The following is a 22,012-nucleotide window of genomic DNA, read 5'->3' as shown; positions in this document are numbered from 1 at the left end:
TGCCCGCAAGAGGTCTTACGAGTTTAGGCGCCCGGTTTTACCCGGCTTAAATTGTCAATTATAGTTTAACCAATATATGGGTTAAAGTCCAGTGTATCTTAGCTTAGAATAGCTAATTTGCGAAGGGCTAGTTGTCTACATCTTATCTACTACATTTTCTGGAACAAATTTTAAATAATTAAAAATTTTATAATTAAGTTAATTAATTAATAACTTTTTATTTATTTCCTCGCAAAATTCCGGCGTAAATCTTTCGTCTCGATAAAGACTATCAAAATATTGACCTAATTCGTTAATTTTTTTAACGATATAAATTTTAGATTTTCCTTCAATTGTAATGTGATCTTTCGCAAACACTAAAACTTTTCTGATTTTAATATTATCAAAATTCAAATAATTTAAATAACTATTCATAACCTTGCAATGAATATCAATTTTATTGCGCGGATCGGAACTGCCGACCAGTTTTGTAACTTCTTTCTTATACCCAGACTCTTTTACACTAAGGGCTTTATCTTCAGAAAAAACAGTCGAATTGGAAAAATTCTTAACTTCCATCACTATCAATCCTTTTGGCCCGACTATCAAAAAATCGAGATCGAATTTATGTCCGGGAATAATATAGTTAGGATAAACGGTATATTTATCGTCTAAAACTTTACGCAACTCATCATAAACTTTTTTCTCACCCTCGTCCCCTGCTGCCGAAATGCTTATATTATAATTCACCTTGTCGAAAAATGATTCTAACCACTTTGACATAGCCAGCGCGGCAATTCCGGTAATAGCCCCCAAAACTATAAGTATTAAAATTACCCAAGAATTCGCATTCATCCATACCTTGGGTTGAAATATAGGCAAGATGGCGTATTTTATTAGAACTATAAAAATCACCAAAAGAGTCACTAGCGCGCTATATTTTATTATTCTATTTTTTCTAAGCTGGCTTTCAGAATATGATTTTTTATTTCCGATAGTTTTCATTTTTACAAATTGCTAATTTAAATAACGCCAAAAATGCAAACCGAAATTAAATCGCATCATTCGACTCTAAATTAAATCTTGCTTCATGATCTAGAATTTTATCCAAATTACCAGATAGCGCCATCCCCTCCAGTTCATTATCTTTTTTTTGCAGTGCAACCGCAGGTCTTAACAACTGAATTTGAATTGTTTTAACTTTATTCTTCAAACAATCTTCTATTCCTAAAATATATTGTCTTTGATCTTCTTGAAAACTTTTTATCATCTCGTCTTTTGACTTAATATTCACCTTCAGATCTTCGATGTTATGATTATAAAAAATTTCAGGGAATTCCTCGTACATCTCCAGCCAAGAATTAAATTTTTTAGCCGCAGAAACAGCTATGTCAATTTGTTGTGAAATAATATAATGAAAATTCTTACTTAAAACAAACAGTCTTTCTTCATTAATATATATTTTATTAAATTTCGCCGGAAAAATTACATTTAATTCTGCTGTCCTATTTTTTAATATCTCCCCCGACTTATTTACAAAATTTTTAAGATTGCCGATTGAATCTTGACACTCCCTGGAAGCCCTGAGAAAAATATTCTCTACTTCTTTTTTATCCCCCTTTATCTGACGCTTTTTTTCAACATATGTTTTTAGGCACCACAATCCGATAGATGATATTATAGCAAAAAACGAACCGACAAGAGAACCGATTAAAGTCTGATATTCTTTTATAAATTCTATTAAACTCATATTATCAACCCCCTCTTGACCGTATCCCACTCCACGTATGAAGATCAAGGGCTGTTTTAATTGTTAAATTCATTACCTATTTAAAATTGACCCAATAACTACGAGATTAATTGAGGTATAAAAATAATGAATTTCTATACATGCCCATTAAATCTAGGGCGTATTTTTCCGGCAACTTGTCGGTTTTTTCCATTTCCCAATACGGATGATATGGTTCGAGTTCTTTGTTACTCAAAATTACAAATTTTCGACCTTCATTTTTTAATGTCCTAAAAAGCTCTATCTCAGACGCCTCATAATTGTCTGCGGTTTTAGAAAAAATAATGTAGCAGTCAATCCCAACTTTATTGATATCGTCTTGAACACGCTTTAAATTATTAACATCTTGTTGGTTAACTTCCTGCCCCTCGCTTTTACATTCCGCGATTCCAAGTTGGATCTTATCGCCACGATCATGTTGCAGAACGCAAAAATCAATCTCGCATTTTTTAGAATTTTGTAAATTTAACGATGTGGAATAAATTAATTTATTATTATTAAAAATTCTGGCAAAAGTAAGTAAGCTAACAATTACCGGAACAGCTCCTTCCTGATTATTGTCTTTTGCAAACAAACCGCTTTTCTTAAAATTCCAATAAATATTCTGGTTGCGTTTGAAAGATTCTGCTATGTAAGAAGGCATATAATGTTTGTACCCACAATAAGGGCAATCCCAAAAACTCTCAAAATCTTTAACTAAAATTTTTTCCTCCAGTCCACAATTTATACATTTAAATTTCCATTTTGATCTAAGCATCTTGTATCGGATTCTAATTTTTGGGGAAAAAACTTTTTTCTTTAGCAAAAAACTGAAAACATCAATTGGGGTCAGCTCTGGTGTCTCTCTTGATTCGATATATAATTTTTTGAATTTATCAAAACTATTTTCTCCTATTGTTTTAATTGCTTTTTTCCATTCAACATCTTCATCGGCTTTCAGTGAACTAATGAGTTTTCGTGCGCCTGTTATCTTAAATACTCGACAAGCTTCAAGGGGGTTATCCTCCCTCATTCCGCGTACAATCTGTTTAGCGAGTAACCCAGCCTGACTCATATCTGCCCTGTACCCAGCGAGCTCGAAAATTTTTTCCATCAATTTATAATGAGCGATTGGGTAAAGAGAAAGTGAATTATCGTGAGCCTGTATTAATATGCCAATGCCATTTTGTTCAGACCTGACACGCCACGGATCAAATTCGATTTCCCTACTATAAAATTCATTTAATTCTCTAATGAACGGCGGTTTTAGTGTGTGCTCAGGATATCCAAATTCACCAATCGGATCTATCGAAACAACCAAACTCTGATAATCAATATTCCTATCTCGTCTACCCTGATCGGGATCAAGAAATTTTTTGTTTGGCAATGTCACAGAAACATTATATCTATCATAGTTTTTTTCTACACTTGCTGTTACTTGTTGCCAATTAAAATAAAAATCGGCCGGTTTAATATTTAAACCATTCCAAGTAACCTCATCGCAATGCGAAAGAACAAAACGTTTCTTTACTGTAAAACCTTTGATTACTTCTTTAACGACCTCATGGCCACCACCATAATAGACGGTTATCCAATCTTCAATATTTGGATTTCTATTAGGATAATCGTCAAGCCTCTTTAAATAAGCTTTGATAAATTCATCAAATCTATCAACATGCTCTCTGGGCAAAAATTCAAGCATTAATCCAGATGCGCGTAAGTTCCAAAAAGACATTAAGTCTGAAAAGTTGTTTCCAGAGCCTACATAAAGTCCATTACCACGCCATGTCCCTCCGTAACCGCTTAACTCGAGTGTTGTCGCTGTAAGCGGGTTAACACTTTTAGAAATAACCTTGTCAATAATACCGCCTTGAGCAATAATAACCTCCCTTGAACACAACCCTTTAAGAAAAGCGTTTTTAAAATCATCTTTTAGATTGAACGATTCTGGAAAGCGTCCAAAAAGTATTGAAAATAAATCGTTACAAGGATCGTTTCCATCCCACTCAACTAGAGTGCAATTACTTCTATAACCTTTAGATTTATTTTTAAATTCTTTTTCCCAATAATAATTAACGATGTTTATTGAATCTAAATACCCGAGCGCATTCTTTTTAGTATCCCAATCCTCATAAAATATATTTTCGGCATAATGATTAGGATTTTTAAGGAATTGGTTGTCACTAATTATTTTATCAATTTCAGGCGTATGGGAAATTGCAAAAAAAACATCGACGGAAAACAGTTTTACAAGCTGGTCAAAAAAATCTTTATTTGATGCTGAAACTGGAATTATGGGGTTGCGCACACCTCCCCATAACAAGGTATTGATTTCAGCGGCCCTAACTAAATCTTCGATATTTCCATCTCTAACCAAAAAGCCTATTTTTACCGGACGATATTTTATTGAAAGCGAAGTGGTGGGCATAATTTTAAGAGGCTTCGACAATTTTAATATCGTCTTCGGTTAAACCATAAATTTCATAAACTAGTTTATCAATTTGCGATTCAAAACTTTTGATATCCGCATTACGGTCATTCCTTTTTAATGCCAAAATATTATCTACTAAATTAGAAATTTCATATTGCTTTTCTTTAGTAGCGATGCTCAGTGGCAAATCCATTATAGGGTCTTTATCTATCTGGAAATTATTACCCTGCATCTTGCCTTTATTCCTTAACCAAAACTTTATCAAGCTTGAGTTTAACAATCCAGTTAAATATTTTTGATTTAATCTTTCTGTTTTAATTACATAAAAAGTCGCCGAAACATAACAATCAAAATCAGTATACGTAAATGTCGGGGTTAGACATTTTCTAACTGCAATTATTTTTTCTCCTTTAAAAAAATACTCTTCTCTAGATCTATGCAATCCATATGGCTTGTTATCCGAAGTTATAACCTCTTTGAATTGATCAAGATGTTTTTTTATATTTGGATATTCATTAATTTTGTCCTCATTTCTAAAACTTGAATCGGTGTAAATTACCCATTCCTTATTATGAGGGTTTCCGTACCATTTTATCAATTCCTTGGTAGTATACGATGGCTTTATTAATTCTAATTCTTTTTGAGTAAAGCAAATTTTATCTTTTTCTTGATTGCTAAGCACAAAAATTCCATCGCCAACTTTATACCGGCCATTAAGAATATTTTTTCTATCCTTATTTATCCTATCGTGATGATGGTGTATACCATTTGCAACTTCTTTTTCGGTCAATTTAAAATTTGAATTTTTGACAATCTTTTTAAGTATTTTGTCCGACACCGAATCACTAAATGTAATTTTCTTATCAAACAACTCCTTTCTGCTGATTTCTGGGGTTAGATACTCAGCGTTGGGGTTTGTTTTTTTCATCAGAAGATCAAGGGCGTCACCAATAACAAGGTCTTCACCCTTGAGCCTCCTATAATCAATTTGATAATTATCCAATGAGCTGCTTTTTTTAAAAAGCATAACCATTGTTTGTATCCCAGCCGTTTCAAAAATTTTATAATTTCCAAAATCAAGAATACTTACTATTTGATTATCTCTTATTATTTTATTTCTCATCTTTGAAGCGCCGCTACTTGTTACCCAGTTATTTTGAGCTATAAAACACTCAACGCCATTTTCCTTCAAAAAATCAAACCCCATACAGGCAAACATGTACCAAATATCCATCTTGCCCTGATAATAATCACTTTCTCTTACCCCATCAAATGCGCCTCTGTTAGTGTATTCTTTGATATAGGGCGGATTACCAATCACGATGTCAAATTTTTCCTCAGTTCCGAACATCCACTCCGGATCAAACCAAGGATTGCAATTATTACTAAAAGGGTTCCAGCTAACTAGTTTTAAAGTCAAATCCCCCGTGCTTCCCCTAAAAGCCGATATTGTTTTTTCCAGAATCATCTTTTGTGAATTGGCAAACTTTAATTTTATTTCATTTTTACCTTGACTATTGCAAGAAAAATATTCTGACATTATGTTTGAAAGCTCGGCGATCCCGGAATGATCATCAAAAAGTCCGGTCTTTTCAACCTTCGGCAAACCAATCAAAGTGTTGGCGCAGACAAATTTAAAATCCAGGTTAGGCAACGGCTCAATTCCCCTATTTGATTTAGCGTCGTCAATTTCAGATTCAACAACAAGGGTTAAAAAACAACGCAAGCGCGATACGTCTACGGCTATTGGCTGAATATCAACTCCGAAGATTGAATATTTTATAACATCAAGCTTGCGGACATAATCAAAAGGGTTTTCTTGCACCTCATTGATTATTTTTTGCTTATATAAATCTGGGACGCCTTTTAATTTTAAATCAAGCCACAATTTACAATCCGGATCAACTAATTGTAGGGCGTAAACAATTTTTTGAAGTGCACCAATGGGATAAGCGCCTGACCCACACGCCGGATCTAAAATTTTCAAAGAACCAATAGCTTCAACAATTTCTTGCTTTTCAATATCATTAAGCGGATAATCTTCGTCGTCATTTAAATCATAACTTAAAAGAGCTGAGAGCTTTTCCGATTCTATGCCAGTCTTTGTTTTTAAATATTCAATGAGCGATTGATCTACCATGTATTCCACTATTTGACGTGGGGTATAGAAGCTCCCTGTTCTTTTTTGTTCGCTACTGCCTTCTTTATGATCAATTTCAGCGAGCAAATTTTCAAAAATTCTCCCGAGCATTTCCGGGTCAACCGAAAGCTCTTGATCAAAAACAGTATTTTCATCAATAGTAAAATTATACGTTTCAAGAAGCTCAAAAAAATTCTTAAACCAATCATCACTTATCTTTAGAGTGTTGATAAATTTCGAGGTGAACGTTCCCCTGTCTAATTCGTAATAATCTTCTGACTGGGGATTAAATAAACCGCCATTTAAATATGGAACTTTATCAAATAAATCATTTCTTATTCCACGGGTTTCAATGCTGGTATTTAGCACCTCAAAGAAAAGCGGCTCAATAATCCCGTGATAATAATTATTCGATACGACTTTAGAAGAAAGTATTTCATCAGGTATAAGCTGACCGGATGCTGATTTTTTCTGCTTCAAAAACCAGCAAAACATAAGCCGGCCGATCAATCTGACAGCAAAAGTCTTTTTGATATTTATATTCTCCTGGGAAACACTGGGAAGTGATAATCCAGAAACTAATTCATCAAAAAATCTTGCAACCTCTAAATAAAATTGTTTATTTACCACCTCGACGGAAAATCTGTTAAACAAATCTTCTATGTTCTGAAGTCTCCCCTTCTTAATGAGTTGCTGCTCTGGCGTTCTAACTTTCGCATTAACCCCCAAATAAAAAGAATACCGGCGAGCGTTTGAATATTTTTTTACCGCCTTATTTTTTTCATTCAAATCTAAAGAGATTGTGAGATAGGAAAATCTATAATTATCAGAGTCCTTATTTTCAAAAATAACCAACGCCTTATGGATCCAGTGATCAGCTAAAATTTTGAATGCATCAGTGGCAATAGTCACCCTAGGATCTTTTTCTCTAGAGTGCTCCATTTCTAAGATGTAAAGATCAAGAGATTCACAATAGCCCAATATCTTAGCCTTGGTTATTTCTTTATACCTATCTTTGTTTATAACTACATCTTCTTCTTTTTCTACAAAATCAGAAGGCAAAAAATCCTGCAGAAATTGCAAAAAATTGCCTGAATCATATTTCTCATTAAATTTAATCATATAAATAATTCTTCCGATAAAACAATAAGCTTGCCGGTATCGTTAGCCCGCTCCGCCGTATTAAAAATACTTTCAATATATTTAATTGGCACCAACTGTTTTAGTGCTTTAAGCGCAGAATCAAAATCCTTTTTATCAATCTTTATTTCGGCAATGTCCTTGAGCAATCCATTGGGCAAGCCATCAAGATCTTTAATTATTTTGATCACATCAAGACACAAATCATGCGCCTGGGGGTAATTATCGGCTAAAATCTTAATTTTGTTTAAAGCATCCTGTCTCCTTCCGGTTTCAACCGGCGGCTTAGTATTTTCTTTAAAAATATGCTCCTTAGCCATTTTATAAATGGGGTCAAAGTTGACGCTTGTTTGTAATGCCTTTTCTGAATCAGTCGTATCGTCAAATAGCGGCAATGCCACTTGCGGCGACACAATACTAACCGTTTCCGGCGTTTCACCAAAGGCAAAAATATAATTCCCGCTTTTCTTGGCAAACGCCACCACCCCGGCCACTTTTCCTTTTCTGGCAATTCTTGAACGATGAGGAATTTCCGAAATCTTTTGCATTATCGCTTGATCATCCTTAATTTTCAGCCAAGTGTTCCTATACGGCGCATCCCATGACAGACTTTCATTTTCCGCGTTTTCTTCTTTGTACTGTTTAGCAAAATAATTTTTTAAATCTTCGTCCGATGTTAAAGTTTTTGTATCCTCACCCAAAAGAGTATGGATAAGGTCCATTTTTAAAGTTGAAATTGCTTTTGTCTGCGTTTCCTGCTCGCCGGTGGCTGTCGGAAAAAAATTATAGATATAAAGCTCGTCAAAAACTTTTTTATTGACACGATTTATACGGCCAACGCGCTGAATAACTCTGGTCGGATTATAGGGAATATCATAATTAATAATCGTCCCGGCGCGATGAAGATTGAAACCTTCCGAAATCGCGTCGGTCGCGATAATTATATCAAAATCATCGGATTGTTTTGCTAAATCTAAGCCGGCATCAAAATTAGTCCGAATTATTTTTTTATTTTCGTCCGATGAATCCGCCGAGCTATATTTAAACACGCGTTTAAAACCATCTTTGCTTAATTTTTCGTAAACATAATTAGCCGTATCTGAAAACTCAGTAAATATAATTATTTTCCTACTCCTATCTTTGGCAATTGATTCTGATAATCTTTGTTTAAGAAATTCATATTTATAATCATTGCTATTTTGAGACCATTCCGTTTGAATTTTTTTCAACAATTCAATATCGGCTTTTAAATCGCGCTCAAAATTCAAATCAATTTCCTTGGCTGGGATAAGTATAAGTCCTTTTCCTTCTAGCTTTGAAAATAGCTCCTCCCTTTCCTTATCTTCCATTTCTTCCAATTCATCGACTTCAGGGAGTGCTCCTTTTTTAAAAATTGGAACTTGCTGTCTGTTTACATACCAATCCAGCATTGTTTCCGAAGAAGTGATCATATGATCAAGGGATATCTTAAAGGCACCGATCGAGCTTTCAAAGCGCCTAACCAACAATCTTCTCATGAACTTTGCCACGTTAACCTGAGCTTGCTTAATTCTTTGCATCTGTTCCTCCGGGGAAGCGCCACTTTCATCATCATCCTCACTCTCTGCCAATTTCTTTATAAATTCTGAACCTTCCCTAATATAGCTTGCCGGTTTATAGCGTGTGCCAATAAAGCTGGTACTTTTATCGTCCGGTGATATTTTTTCAAGAGTGTCTATATACAAATTAAGCATGTCGCCAAGATTATATTCGAGCAATTCCGGATCTTTCACCTTGGCAAAGGAAATTCCTTGCCTCTTTAAATCTTCACGATAGTCTTCAATCTCTTCTAGGTCTAAACGCGAACGGCGAATAACAAGTGGCTCAATCATTTTTCTGAGCTCATCTGCGATAGAATGCAATTCTGTCTTAACTTCTAATTTATCTTTTTCATCACCATCGCTGTTTTTTCTCAAATCTTTTCTAACCTTTTTATATCGCTTGAAAAGCATATGAAAAGACATGCTCAAATTCTCTACGGTTCGAACAGTAGATTGTCCGGGGGTACTAAACAATTTTATCAAGGCGTAAATATCTTTCGGATCATTATTGAACGGTGTCGCCGACAAAGCCATGACAAAATTACCGGCGCACAATCTATGCAACACCTTATAATTATCAGTATCTTCATTACGATGTTTATGGGCTTCGTCAAGAATAATCAAAAGCTTCCCTCCATTGTCCTTATGTCTTTCGAGGGCCTCCTCGATTCTGCCGGTCGTATAAACCTGGCCCTTGAAATCAAATTCAGCCATATAATCCTTCCACTGACTTTCGAGATGAGGCGGAGCAATGATAATCGTTTGCATGCCAAGATTATGCGCAATCGCAGAAGCGATAATACTTTTACCAAGACCGACGACATCAGCAATAATAACGCCGCCAAATTTTTTAATTCTATCTATACCAAGATTGATCGCGTCCTTCTGATACTTGAGGTCAAAAAATTTGCCGCCGGTAATGCGCATCGGCGTTTTCATATCAGCAGATTCGCTTACGGCAAAATACTCACTTAAAACGCGGTAATACATCAAAATTGGGTCAGGCAAGGAATAAAGCCAGATTCTACTTTTTATTTCAGTAATAAAATTATCTGACGAACCAATATCCGTAATTGTTATATTATCCTCGTCATCCCAGCACTCTTCAAAATCTTTTACATGGCTATCATAATAATGTTTTTCTGAAAGCAAAATATTATGCTCTCTCTGCTCTCTAAGGCCGGAGACAGTTAAATTACTTGATCCAACAATCACAACGCCGTCACCGGTCTTGTTGTGAAGAATATAAAATTTCGAGTGATTAGCGACCGCCGTTTTTTTAATCTGAAGACTTCCATCTTTTATTTTATCCAAAAATATTTCAAATGCTTTTTGGGACTCATCATTATCAAAATAGTCCGTATCATTAAAAATCTTCGAAAAATTTTCAATATAGTCCTCTTTTGCTCCCGTTCTAGAAGATTTTTTTGTTTCAACGACATGGGAATCCAAATCAAGATCTTTTAGCGTTGAAACCTTTTCAATGATCTTTTTGTCAATATCCATGCCAACAAGAATCCTTATCTGTTTATCCCTCAACTCATTGTGCAAGTCTTTAAACCCGGAAAAATAAAAATAGCCGACAAGGGCGTCGATTTTATCGCAATCGGGAAGCATACTTTTTAGCTTGCTAGATAGCGTATTTGTTCCCGTATTAGTTATAGCTGGCATAATATTTTTTATGGTTATATATCTAATTTACAATACTTTTAGCCAAAAGTAAAGGCGGATTATAGACAATTTTCAGTCTATTTTACTTAGGGTTATCAACATTTTACCTACTCGGGACCCTCTGGACTCCTTCCAACCGTTGCGTCATCAATGTTGTTGTAATTAAGTAACTAACCAACAACATTATGCAACAACAGGCAACAAACACGGCGGTATTATCCGCGAGCCCGGGGCGAAATTCGGGGTCAAATTCAGTTTCTTTGGACGTTCCGGTGAAGTACTGCTTATATGCTAGGAAATCGAGCGAATCCGAGGAACGGCAAGTCCTTTCAATCGACAGTCAAATTAAAGAGATGCTTTTGCTGGCCGAAAAGGAAAATCTGGAAGTAGTGACCATGAAGCGAGAATCCCATTCTGCCAAAGAAACCGGCCAACGGCCGGTTTTTAATGAGATTATCGATGAAATCAAGCAGAAAAAATTTAATGGTATTCTGACATGGGCACCGGATCGCATTTCCAGGAATGCCGGGGACTTAGGCAGAATCGTCGATTTAATGGATTCGGGGTTACTGCAAGACATCCGAACTTACGGCCAAAGGTTCGGCAACAACCCCAATGAAAAATTTTTACTAATGATTTTAGGATCGCAGGCAAAATTAGAAAACGATAACCGAGGAGTAAATGTTAAACGCGGTCTGCGGACTAGAGCCGAGATGGGGCTCTGGGCAGGGCTGGCGCCGTTGGGTTATCTGAATCAAAATCGGATGGATAAAAAATGCCAAATTATATTAGACCCGCAAAGGGCGCCGGTTATCAAAAAAATGTTTGAGAAAGTCGCTTTTGATAATTATTCAGGCCGAAAGATATATAACTGGCTCAGGCATGAACTGAATTTTTATACTCGGGGCAACAAACCGCTGACATTAAGCGGAGTCTATCGCATCCTGAATAATCCTTTCTATTATGGAGTATTCGAACGTCCGCTGAACAGCGGCAATTGGTATACCGGCAAACACGAGCCGATTATCACCCAGGAGTTATTCGAAAAGGCTAAGGCGCAATTAGAGAGGGATAATATCACGAGAAAAAATCATGAATTTTCCTTCACCAAATTATTCACTTGCGGCTATTGCGGATCGGGCATCTCGGCCGAAGAAAAATACAAACAGCTTAAAGACGGCACGCACAACAGATATGTCTATTATTCTTGTTCTAGGGCGAGAGACCGGAATTGCAAAAATAAATATATCCGGGAAGAAGAATTAATAGAAGAACTGTTAAAAATATTAGACAAGGTAGATATCAACGAACTTGGCATGAGAAAACGGCTAGAAGACGAAATTGCCCGGTTCAATATCTTCCAAAGATCGGTGCTGGGCAGTACAGATAAAGTAAAAACCAGGGATGATATGGATATTCGTAATTACGCTAAATATATTCTTAAAGAGGGGTCGGTATCGGAAAAACGCGAACTGCTTGGAAATCTAAGATCAAAAATAGTCTACAAAGACAAAACTTTAACTCTTTTAAAATATGAAAGAACTTAAAATTTTATAATACTGTTTGCGGCCAAAACAGCTCCCGCACCCAAAAGACAGCCTGCCATTTTCCCGACGGCCGACTTAAGCATCGTTCTCTCCTCATTAACAAACCGTAATCTTAATCTTTCTGCCATATGTCCTTCAAATATGCCAGCGATGCCATCGGTTATAGCGTTGCCGACAACTCCGCCGATAATTGCGCCGACTACGCCCGCAAAATGACCGCCAAATATAGCTAAAATGGCCAAAATACCATTATCAATTACGCCAAAAAAAATATCAGGCAAGGCGGATTTTAAATTAATTTTAAAAGGTATAAGAGAAACAACGCAAAGAATAGCAAGAACAATTAACACAATGCCCATCCATTTGTTGTTTTCAACAAAAGATATGCTAACGGCGGCGATGACAACACAGAGTGTTAAAACGTTTAATACGGATAGGATAAATTTTCGGCGCATAAATTTATAATTTTATTAAAATAATTATTTATTTTATAAAACTTCACGCGGCAACTTCCAAATATAAATTCCCAAACTAGCAGATATTATCGCCATAATAATAAAAATTACCTGGTAGCCGAATGTTTGAATAAAGAATCCGCCGACAAGCGCCGCTGTGCCCGTGACAATAGCTGAAATACCCTCCCATTGTCCCCATTCAACAATGGAATTTTCTTTAGTTGTGTGGTTAGCATAGACAGAATCAAATGCCGGTGTTCCCAAAGCCGTTGCCACTCCCCAAAAAACTTGGGTGACAATTAGCTGGGTAATGCTTGTCATAAAAGCATAGCTCAAGAATACGCCGCTGCGCAAAATATATCCCAATGCAATCAAAAGCTCTGGCTCTTTTACCTTTAATTCCCACTTCGAAAAAAGAAATATCAGCACGCCGCTAACAATTGAAAATATAGCCCACGATAATCCGGCAAAAGCAATGTTCCCGCCGATATGCTGGATAAACACTGCATAAAATGGCGCAAACAGGCCTATAATAAAAACGAAAATGGCGTTAGTTGTTACCAAAATTCGCAGGCTATTATTCAGCCTTGTGTGAGGAAAAATTAATGCAAATATTTTTTTTATTTTTTTATCTTGTTCCATTTTTTATTATTTTCACATACTTTGTCTGTAAATCTTTGGTTAATTCACCGATCTGCATCCAGAATAAAGCCCAGCACCAGACGAAAAAGGCATACAAAGGATTGATTCCCGCCGGCATCATAAAACCGGTAATGGCCAAGGTAGTCGCAATCGCTTGCGTGGCCAAGGTGGCGATGATCACCTGCTTGGCAGGCAAGAATTTAAACCAGCGCTCCTTGGTATGAGCCACAAAAATCAAGGCATGGCCGGACACGGTCAGCTTAAGGAAAAACATCGTTTGGATAACCGGCAAAGATAGATGAAAAATATTAGCCATCAGAAAAAACATCAGCATACTGTTCAATACTCCTACCAAACCGAACAACAAACTAGAAACCAATCTTTCTTTGTTATTTATTTCTGATGGCTTGGCGGAAATTTTTACCCGGTCAAAAGCCAAGGAGATTATCGGAATATCATTAAGAAAAGCCAAAAGGATAAGCTGCAAGGGCTGAAGCGGATAAGCGCCGATCCATAAACCGAGGATCAAAATAGTGATGATGAGCCGGAAACTTTCGGAGATGCGATAAACCGTATAATTATAAAGACGGACAAAAATCTTCCGCGATTCCAAAATAGCGTCTTTGATAACCGAGAGTCCTTGGCCGAGCAAAACTATGTCTGCCAGACTTTTCAGGGCGCTGACGGCGCCGGAAACGGCAATGCCGACATCGGCAACTTTAAGAGCGGGTAGATCATTGATGCCATCGCCGGTAACGGCGACAACGTATTTCTTCTCGAAGGCTTTGGCGATCTCATATTTATCTTTGGGCAGGATTTCTGCGAAAACCGAAATGTCATTCAGCTTCTTTTGAAAAGTTTTTTTGTTTTCATATAATTTTCTCGCTTCCGCCGCGGCCAAAATCGTTCCGGAAAATTCCAGCTCATTGGCGATCCGTTCGGCAATGACCTTATTATCGCCAGTAAGCATTTTGACGCCGATGCCGTTATCCCGCATAAACCTCATCGCTTCTTTCGAAGTTTCGTCCAAGGGATCGGCCAGCAAAAGCAAGCCGGCGATCCGCATATGCTTTTCTTCATCGCCGCCGCCATTCTTGACCGCCACTGCCAAAACCCGATAGCCCTCATTGGCCGCATCCTGAATATCTTTTTCGAACTTTTCCGCCGTTTCTTTCGAGCCGAATTCATCAAAAGCCATTATCACTTGCGGCGCGCCCAGGCTGATCAGTATTTTTTCTTCGCCCTTCTTAATGAAGGCTGTCGATCTCTTCCGGTCTGAGTCGTAAGGAGTGTAATGGATAATTTCAATCTTGGCTGGCTGCCGGCCGGTCTCCTTGAATTTTTTGACAACTGCCGAGTCAATCGCATCGGGAATATCGTTGGAAGCGGCATAGCTCGCCAATTCAATAACATCATCGGTGCTCAAATTCGGCTGATAGCAAACGACGCTGACGACGCTGATTTCATTCTTGGTCAGCGTCCCTGTCTTATCAGTCAAAAGCAAATTGACATTGGCCAAATCCTGCAAGGCCGAGAGCCGCCTAACCACCACTTGCTTTTTGGCCAAGCCGCCGGCCCCGATACTCAAGATTATTGCCATCACTGCTGGCAAGGCGATCGGGATGCCCGCGATTATCAAGCTCAGGTCAAGCGTCAGAAGATCGGCGATGGAAAAACCACGGAGAAAAAAAACAACGGAAAGAATTATTACTGACACAATGCTGACAATTGTTAAGAATCGGGTAATGTTTAAAATGTCTTTTTCCAAAATGCTTTTTTCCGTCGATTGTTCGATAGAAAATATTGTCTTGCCGAAATTCGTATCTTTTCCCGTAGCCGTGATCTCGGCTTCAAAATTACCGGCGGCGATGAACGAACCGGAAAATATCTTATCACCTGTTTTTTTATCTTTTGGCAGCGATTCTCCGGTCAGGACCGCTTCATTCACGGAAAGATTCTTGGCTGACAGGACTGTTCCATCGGCCGGAATAATACTGCCTAAACCCAGGCGGATGCGATCGCCGGGAACTAACCGTTTGGCATTGACATAATCCCATTTTCCGTCGCGCCAAGTCCAGACATCGAACGACAGTTTGTCCTGCAACTCCTTGATGGCTTTGTCCGCTTTGAATTCCTGCCATTTTTGGATTGAGTAATTAACGAAATACAGGGCGATAATGAAATAAAAATCGAAAATCTTGCCGTTTATATACGACAAAAAAGCCGCTCCCAAAAGCATGAGCGAGATGGGAGAGTATAGAGGCGCTAAAAACTTTTTCACCAAGCCGCTCTTCCTTTCTTCAACATCGTTCAGCCCGAATTTTTCCAATCTTTTTTCCGCCTCAATGGTTGATAGTCCGGGATAATCTTGATCAGTCATATATCTTAAAAATAACACAAAAAATCATAAAAATCCAATTAAGACAAATAAAAAAGCCTCCCAAAAATAAGGCTTATGAGCGGTATCCGTCCTATGAAAAATTACTTCACCAAAAAATACTCTAAACCGCGTCCTTAATGTCCTCGTTTTGCCGCCCTACTAAAGACTGCTCGAATTCAAGGCGCGCCAGAAGATACATGATAGTGGATTCCGCGCCCTGATTAAGATTAACCTCGTTTTCGCCGAGGCCGTCAAAGCAGCCGCCGGAATTCTGATCATAAACGACGCGGCGAAGAAGATTGTTCCCTAAAAACCAATCAAAAGCCTGGCGCATCCGGCGCGCGTATTTTTCATCGCGAGTGGCCTCGTGCATTGACTTTAAAGCTATAACCAGACTGGCCGCCTCTTCCGGCTGCTGATCGTAGTTATATTTCTTTTCGCCGCGCTTCAGCCAGCCGTTCTGGCCGATCGGGACGCAAATATTTTCCTTAAAGCTGTTGCCGATGAGAAAATCGAGCGATTCGCGGGCGATGCTCAAATATTTTTCGTTCTTAGTAAGCAAATACGCGTCGATCAGGGAATCGGGCATGATGCCGTTGGCATAAGCCAGGATATCTTCAAACCAATGCCAATCGGGAGCGCTGGTCTTTTCGTAATATTCAACCAGCTTGTCGGCAAGCTTGGCCGCGGCCTGGACCGTATCGGGAGAAGGATAAGCGGAATTCCAAAAACGGAGCGCCTTGATAGCATAGGCGATTGAGCGGGGAGAAGTTACGGCTAATAGCATAGGCAGGTTCTTTTTAAACATTGCAATCGCCTTTTCGCGGAACTGTTGCGGCAAAGAAGGAGAAGCGGCGGTTGCCGCCAAAGCATGCATCGCCCTGGTGCTGGCGCTTTCGAGATTTTCATCAAGCTGCTCATTACCGATAATTTTTCTTTTAGCATCCACGTAATTATGAAAACCTCCGCCGTCCTTTTGAACATACTCGATAAAATTCAGATAAGTATGAATGAGCGGAAAAACTTTTTTCTTGCCGGAAATTTCATAATATTTTACCGCCGCCGCCAATGCCCGTGCGTTATCATCAAGAGTATATCCGGAGGACGGATCCGGCGTTATCAGATTGGCGAATTGGATGATGCCAAAGCTGTCAGTCATGGCGTTAAGATGGGTAAGCCGTATCCTGGGCAGATTTTTTTCTTCTTCTCCCAAAGAGGGCACCAGGCGGATATATTCATTCATATGGCGGAGCACGGAATTTCTCCACGTTCTGACTCGCGTCTTAAAATAAGCATTCTTGCCCATCTGGCCGCGAAGCTCTGAATTATTTATCAAATGAGAAAGAGCTTCAGCTATGCCGGTTACATCCTTAAAACCGACTAAGATGCCGATATCTTCGGTGACATCTTCCTTGGCCTGGGCGAACGACGTAGAAACAACCGGACGGCCGCAGCCCAGCGCATAAGATAAAGTTCCGGAAACAGCTTGATTCGGATCTTGGGAAAGCGCCAAATAAATATTCGTGGCATCCAGAAAATAAAGCAACTCGTGGAGTTCAAGATATTTATCATAAAAGAAAACATGATCCTCGAGGCCAAGATCATGGACCTTTTGCTCTAACGAATTCCGATAAGCTTCGCCTTCGTTTTTTAAAACAACCGGATGCGTAGCGCCGATGATAAGATAAATGGCGTTGGGATTTTTTTTGACGACTTCCGCCATGGCCTCAATGCCGTACTCTATCCCCTTGCCTCTTCCAATCAAGCCGAAGGTTGAAATAACCACGGATTTTTCGAGCCCTAAATCCGCGCGATTTTTTTGGCCGTTAGAAAAATTAACCGGATGGATGCCGTGGGCAATAATGACGATTTTTTCCGGGTCGATTCCGTATTCGGCAATCAGTATCCGCTTTGAGGTTTCCGTTATGACCACGATCTTCTGTACGTGATTATTGATCGCGCCCACCATATCTTTCAGCTCGGGATTAGGCGAAGGTAATACCGTATGAAAAGTAACTATCGCTGGTTTTTTGAGCTCACGCAGAAAAAGAATCAGATGACCGCCATATAATCCGCCAAAAATTCCAAATTCATGCTGAACGTGGACAAGGGCTACTTGGTCAAGAGAATTCAGGTATTTTGCGGCGTCCTCATAACGGGATTCGCTCGGCTGGGGAATCTGATAAATAACCCTCGATTGATCATAAGCATATCGGGAAGTCCGATCAAGATTCATGGCAATAACTTTCGCCTCTTCATGAGGCTTATACATTTCGTCGAAGTAATCCATTAAATCCTCGGTAAAGGTGGCAATTCCGCACTCGCGGGGCGGAAAAGTTGACACATAAACAACCCATTTTTTCGTTTTTAAATGTTTGAACATATTCAAAATAATAACGCGAAAAACGAGTCTTGTAAATGATGAGATGCTGCAATACAAGCGTTTGAAGAAAAAAATGGCTGGTATCGGATTGGCGACGGCCTGTGGGCTTCAAAATCGCTTATCAAATGAGTATAAATTCCTCTGCTATAAAAAAATAACGACTTTAAAATCGTTATTTTTTTATTATCAGCGAACTCCCCACTTTAAAGCCACTCGGGTCTGCACGATACTTAGTTATCTTGGCGGAGAGGATGGGATTCGAACCCATGAACCTATTGCTAGGTTAACACATTAGCAGTGTGCTGCTTTCAGCCACTCAGCCACCTCTCCTCTTTCGATTTTCGATTTAAGATTTCAGATTTTCGATTTATCTATTGGTATATTTTACGTTAACTTACAAATATGATATAATCATAATATAAGATAAAAAATTGACTGTCAAACAATATGGCCGAAGAATACAAGCCGACTCAAGACATCAAATCCGAAACCGACGTCATCAGCTGGCAAATACCCGAATATCAAAGCGAAGGGAAAACAAAGCTTTGGTACGCGATCTACTCGCTCATCGCCATCGCTCTTTTGACCTACGCGATTTTTACGCAAAATCTGATTTTTGCCATCATTATTATTTTTGCGGCGGTCTTGCTCGTAATTTTTGACGGTGGCAGACCAGGATCGCTTAATGTCACTTTAAGCGATCGGGGCGTGACAGTGGGCAAAGAATTTTATGATTATGGCCTTATTCAGGATTTTTTTATAATTTATGAGCCGGACGAGGGAGTAAAAAATCTTTATTTGGAATTCAAGAGATTTGCCCGACCCGCTTTGCCGGCCAACGAACCGGCCCGCTATAGCTGGCTTTTTTGGCTGGTCAATTTCGCCCGCACCCGCTTTTCCATCCCCTTGGATGATATGAATCCGATCGTCATCCGCCGGAATCTGCTTAAATACGTCAAAGAAAATCTGGAAAGAACGACCATCCCCCTGTCCGAACAGTTGACAAAACTGTTCCGGTTATAGCAAGATGTTCATAGCGGTGAATCAAACCACCCCATCCCCTCCTTGGAAAGGAGGGGTATTTTAAAAAAGCGCCCGTCGTTTCCGCGACATCGCCGCCAGATGCGGCGTGCGCGGACCCGCTCACGGCCAAAGGCCGATGTAGCGGGCAATGGATAAATTATTGAGCTCTCGTCGTTCAATGGATAGGACGCAAGATTGCGGATCTTGTAATGCAGGTTCGATTCCTGCCGAGAGCACTTACACAAGTCGTTTCACCCAGAGGGTGACCACCCACTGGGTGGCAATGGATAGGACGCAAGATTGCGGATCTTGTAATGCAGGTTCGATTCCTGCCGAGAGCACCAATCCATAATAAACTATTTGAATCTACGATAAGCTACAAATATGGGATTACCTTTAATTCATTGGCTGGTCATAATAAGTGCGGTTATAAGCGTGCTTGGCTCATTTGCCTATATTCGAGATACGTTGAATGGTAAAACAAAACCCAACCGCATCTCTTGGTCTATGTGGGCACTTGCCCCACTTATAGGAACTGCCGCCGCTCTTTATGCCCACGCTGATGTTTGGGCAACGGTTAGAATTTTCCTCGCTGGTTTTTTACCCTTACTCGTCTTTCTTGTTTCATTTGTTAATAAGCAGAGCTATTGGAAACTAACAAGATTTGATTTGGCGTGTGGTTTATGTTCGGTGTTGGCACTAATTGTTTGGGCGTTAGCTGATTCTCCTCGTAGTGCAATACTACTAGCGGCTCTTGGTGATGGCCTTGCATCACTTCCTACAATTCGTAAAGCCTGGACGCATCCCGAAACAGAGACTGGGGTTACCTTTATTGCTAGCCTGGTTGCAGTAGTGTTGGTTCTTCCGTCTATTCCAAGATGGAACATAGAAAATTCTGCATTTCAAATCTATTTACTTATTGCGAACACGTTAATACTTTTTTCCATATACAGGAAACGCTTATTCGGCGGACTGGAGCACTCCCTGCCAAAACCTTAATTCCCGCAGTATTCGGTTCCAATCCAGTCCCCATAAGGGCACATGAATCAATTAAAAATTAAAGATGAAAAATTGTACAAATAGAACCCTTTGAAGGGTTTTATTTGTTATGAACAAATCGCCTATTTATAATTTATAATTTTTAATTTATAATTAACTAGAAGCTCTCGTCGTTTCCGCCAAAGGCGGACCACCCTCTGGGTGGCAACGGATGCCCGGCAGGGCCGGGCGCGTTTTACACTTTTTACAAAGTAAAAAAAGATAAAGAAACACATTTAGCTCTCGTCGTTCAACGGATAGGACGCAGGCCTCCGAAGCTTGTGATACAGGTTCGATTCCTGTCGAGAGCACAAAACAAAAGCGGACGCATCGGCGGCCGTTTTTGTTTTGTCCGACAGGAATCGAACGGGAGGGGTTTGGGGAACGGTAGTTCCCCGCTGTTTTCGGGGGATGGTATTGGAAGGGGTGAAAACCCCTTCCAAAGAGGAGCGAAGCGACGATTCGATTTCCTGTCGAGAGCACAAAACAAAAGCGGACGCATCGGCGGCCGTTTTTGTTTTGTCCGACAGGAATCGAACGGGAGGGGTTTGGGGAACGGTAGTTCCCCGCTGTTTTCGGGGGATGGTATTGGAAGGGGTGGAAACCCCTTCCAAAGAGGAGCGAAGCGACGATTCGATTTCCTGTCGAGAGCACAATTTAAAGCAGGCCGACGAGGCCTGTTTTTATTTTATCAATATCCCGCTACATACGTACCCATTGATTAATTTTAATCTTTATGGTATTTTAGATAGAAAACTTGTAATGCTCTTTAAACACTTTAAAAAAGGACATTATCATGGATGAAGCCACCCTGAAACTAAAAGCTCGAGGCATAATGATGGTCGACATGTCTGATTTTGCTTATTTTGATGAGGCCCATCCGATTATGCGGGAATTATCTCCCCATGTCGGAGGGTTTTGCGTAAATCTGGCAGCCAGCCTAAGTTCTTACTATGCGATACTCTTGGCGGCTAAAGACTTAAAGACGCGCATTTTCCTTAATTTGAACATCAATGTGCCTGACGATGAAATGGGTAATCTGGGAAAAAAGCTCAAAGACAGCGGAGCGGCAATGGTCAGCATCCATTGTTCCGCCGGGTTTAAAGCAATCGAAAATTTCGTTGATGAAATGAACAAAGGCACCAGGCCATTTCGGGAAGCATGGGAAATCCAGCCGGAAGAAAGCTCGTCCAGTTTGCCGTTCCGACCGTTGATCTTTGCCATTACCATACCCATTAACCTTGAACCGTGTGCTGCTGCGCCGATTTTTGGCGAATTTTATGGCCGGATGAAATCTTTCCAGGATATTGTTTCCAGACGCGAATTAGATGGGGTGATTTGCAGCCCCAGAGATATTAAATCATACGACGACAAAATCGCTTTTGGACACATTAAGAAAATGATCTATGGTGTTGACCCGAAAGGTTCGTCAAATTGTCTGGGGAAAACGATTACCCCGACCGCGGCAATCAATTCCAACGCCGACTATCTGGTTATCAAAGACCCGATCATCAATTATCCCCCGGGCTCATCAATGATCAAGGAAGCGGAAAAAATCTTCATGGAAATCTATCTGGCGCTGGGAAAAAAATATGGCATCGAAACGGCTTCGGCGGAGTCTCCTAAACGTCGCAAAGCGCCAACCGAAACCATTTGCCACCCGATTAATGACATAATCAAATTGCCGCCCGCTCCGGAAAAAAGCAAAAATACTAAGCAAAAAAAGAAGAAATCGAGTTTTTTTTCACTCTGACTCGCAAAAGCTTGGCCTCAAAAACCAGGCTTTTTTATTTCTTGCCTTTTTTGTTGTTTTGCCTTAATATAATCTGTTAAGC

At 39.5% G+C, this 22,012-nt stretch carries 14 protein-coding genes and 3 tRNA genes; 7 read left to right on the top strand and 10 right to left on the bottom strand.

Going from position 1 to position 22,012, the window contains the following annotated elements:
* Positions 1-198: 198 nt before the first annotated feature.
* The 5 genes from PHE24_01200 to PHE24_01180 all read right to left on the bottom strand — a co-directional run bounded on the left by PHE24_01200 (position 199) and on the right by PHE24_01180 (position 10,709).
* Positions 199-984, bottom strand: coding sequence for a nuclease-related domain-containing protein (locus tag PHE24_01200; GenBank protein ID MDD4901730.1), 786 nt, complete (start codon positions 982-984; stop codon positions 199-201).
* 46 nt (positions 985-1,030) lie between these two features.
* Positions 1,031-1,729, bottom strand: a complete 699-nt coding sequence (locus PHE24_01195; protein ID MDD4901729.1) for a hypothetical protein — start codon at positions 1,727-1,729, stop codon at positions 1,031-1,033.
* A 106-nt stretch (positions 1,730-1,835) separates the two neighbouring features.
* Positions 1,836-4,175, bottom strand: a complete 2,340-nt coding sequence (locus PHE24_01190) for a hypothetical protein (GenBank protein MDD4901728.1) — start codon at positions 4,173-4,175, stop codon at positions 1,836-1,838.
* Positions 4,176-4,179: 4 nt separating this feature from the next.
* Complete coding sequence (locus PHE24_01185; GenBank protein ID MDD4901727.1) at positions 4,180-7,440, bottom strand: N-6 DNA methylase; 3,261 nt, start codon at positions 7,438-7,440, stop codon at positions 4,180-4,182.
* Positions 7,437-10,709, bottom strand: a complete 3,273-nt coding sequence (locus PHE24_01180; GenBank protein MDD4901726.1) for a helicase-related protein — start codon at positions 10,707-10,709, stop codon at positions 7,437-7,439. The genes PHE24_01185 and PHE24_01180 overlap by 4 nt, the downstream gene beginning before the upstream one ends.
* 185 nt (positions 10,710-10,894) lie before the next feature.
* On the opposite strand from PHE24_01180, the gene PHE24_01175 reads away from it, so the two are divergent.
* Positions 10,895-12,256 (top strand): recombinase family protein, encoded by a 1,362-nt coding sequence (locus PHE24_01175; GenBank protein ID MDD4901725.1) that lies wholly within the window; start codon positions 10,895-10,897, stop codon positions 12,254-12,256.
* On the opposite strand, the gene PHE24_01170 is transcribed toward PHE24_01175, so the two are convergent.
* The 5 genes from PHE24_01170 to PHE24_01150 form a co-directional block, all read right to left on the bottom strand.
* Entirely contained in the window at positions 12,253-12,711 is a 459-nt protein-coding gene (locus PHE24_01170) for a hypothetical protein (GenBank protein MDD4901724.1), read from the bottom strand. The two genes, PHE24_01175 and PHE24_01170, sit on opposite strands and share 4 nt — an antisense overlap.
* A gap of 33 nt (positions 12,712-12,744) precedes the next feature.
* Entirely contained in the window at positions 12,745-13,353 is a 609-nt protein-coding gene (locus tag PHE24_01165; protein MDD4901723.1) for an MFS transporter, read from the bottom strand.
* Positions 13,340-15,733: a plasma-membrane proton-efflux P-type ATPase gene (locus PHE24_01160; GenBank protein ID MDD4901722.1), complete on the bottom strand. Its 2,394-nt coding sequence runs from the start codon at positions 15,731-15,733 to the stop codon at positions 13,340-13,342. Before PHE24_01160 ends, PHE24_01165 begins: the two co-directional genes overlap by 14 nt.
* A gap of 121 nt (positions 15,734-15,854) precedes the next feature.
* Positions 15,855-18,116: a glycosyltransferase gene (locus PHE24_01155; GenBank protein MDD4901721.1), complete on the bottom strand. Its 2,262-nt coding sequence runs from the start codon at positions 18,114-18,116 to the stop codon at positions 15,855-15,857.
* A gap of 240 nt (positions 18,117-18,356) precedes the next feature.
* Positions 18,357-18,446, bottom strand: a tRNA-Ser gene (locus PHE24_01150).
* Between the two features lie 117 nt (positions 18,447-18,563).
* Here PHE24_01150 and PHE24_01145 point away from each other — a divergent pair.
* From PHE24_01145 to PHE24_01120, 6 genes are all read left to right on the top strand, one after another.
* Entirely contained in the window at positions 18,564-19,139 is a 576-nt protein-coding gene (locus PHE24_01145) for a hypothetical protein (protein MDD4901720.1), read from the top strand.
* A 164-nt stretch (positions 19,140-19,303) separates the two neighbouring features.
* Positions 19,304-19,375: transfer RNA gene (locus PHE24_01140), tRNA-Arg, on the top strand.
* Between the two features lie 148 nt (positions 19,376-19,523).
* Positions 19,524-20,138: a hypothetical protein gene (locus tag PHE24_01135; GenBank protein MDD4901719.1), complete on the top strand. Its 615-nt coding sequence runs from the start codon at positions 19,524-19,526 to the stop codon at positions 20,136-20,138.
* 278 nt (positions 20,139-20,416) lie between these two features.
* Positions 20,417-20,488: transfer RNA gene (locus PHE24_01130), tRNA-Arg, on the top strand.
* 37 nt (positions 20,489-20,525) lie between these two features.
* Entirely contained in the window at positions 20,526-20,981 is a 456-nt protein-coding gene (locus tag PHE24_01125; GenBank protein ID MDD4901718.1) for a hypothetical protein, read from the top strand.
* On the top strand, positions 20,974-21,930 hold the full coding sequence (locus tag PHE24_01120; GenBank protein MDD4901717.1) for a hypothetical protein: 957 nt from the start codon (positions 20,974-20,976) through the stop codon (positions 21,928-21,930). Before PHE24_01125 ends, PHE24_01120 begins: the two co-directional genes overlap by 8 nt.
* Positions 21,931-22,012: the final 82 nt, after the last annotated feature.

Source organism: Patescibacteria group bacterium (genome assembly GCA_028707065.1).
Lineage (GTDB): Bacteria > Patescibacteriota > Patescibacteriia > Patescibacteriales > WJLG01 > JAQTUZ01.
The sequence above is the reverse complement of the archived record's forward strand: the minus strand, read 5'-3'. Positions and strand labels throughout refer to the sequence as shown.

Coding starts and splice junctions, on each gene's coding strand:
- PHE24_01200 (MDD4901730.1), bottom strand. CDS start 984: ATGAAAACTATCGGAAATAAAAAATCATATTCTGAAAGCCAGCTTAGA.
- PHE24_01195 (MDD4901729.1), bottom strand. CDS start 1,729: ATGAGTTTAATAGAATTTATAAAAGAATATCAGACTTTAATCGGTTCT.
- PHE24_01190 (MDD4901728.1), bottom strand. CDS start 4,175: ATGCCCACCACTTCGCTTTCAATAAAATATCGTCCGGTAAAAATAGGC.
- PHE24_01185 (MDD4901727.1), bottom strand. CDS start 7,440: ATGATTAAATTTAATGAGAAATATGATTCAGGCAATTTTTTGCAATTT.
- PHE24_01180 (MDD4901726.1), bottom strand. CDS start 10,709: ATGCCAGCTATAACTAATACGGGAACAAATACGCTATCTAGCAAGCTA.
- PHE24_01175 (MDD4901725.1), top strand. CDS start 10,895: ATGCAACAACAGGCAACAAACACGGCGGTATTATCCGCGAGCCCGGGG.
- PHE24_01170 (MDD4901724.1), bottom strand. CDS start 12,711: ATGCGCCGAAAATTTATCCTATCCGTATTAAACGTTTTAACACTCTGT.
- PHE24_01165 (MDD4901723.1), bottom strand. CDS start 13,353: ATGGAACAAGATAAAAAAATAAAAAAAATATTTGCATTAATTTTTCCT.
- PHE24_01160 (MDD4901722.1), bottom strand. CDS start 15,733: ATGACTGATCAAGATTATCCCGGACTATCAACCATTGAGGCGGAAAAA.
- PHE24_01155 (MDD4901721.1), bottom strand. CDS start 18,116: ATGTTCAAACATTTAAAAACGAAAAAATGGGTTGTTTATGTGTCAACT.
- PHE24_01145 (MDD4901720.1), top strand. CDS start 18,564: ATGGCCGAAGAATACAAGCCGACTCAAGACATCAAATCCGAAACCGAC.
- PHE24_01135 (MDD4901719.1), top strand. CDS start 19,524: ATGGGATTACCTTTAATTCATTGGCTGGTCATAATAAGTGCGGTTATA.
- PHE24_01120 (MDD4901717.1), top strand. CDS start 20,974: ATGGATGAAGCCACCCTGAAACTAAAAGCTCGAGGCATAATGATGGTC.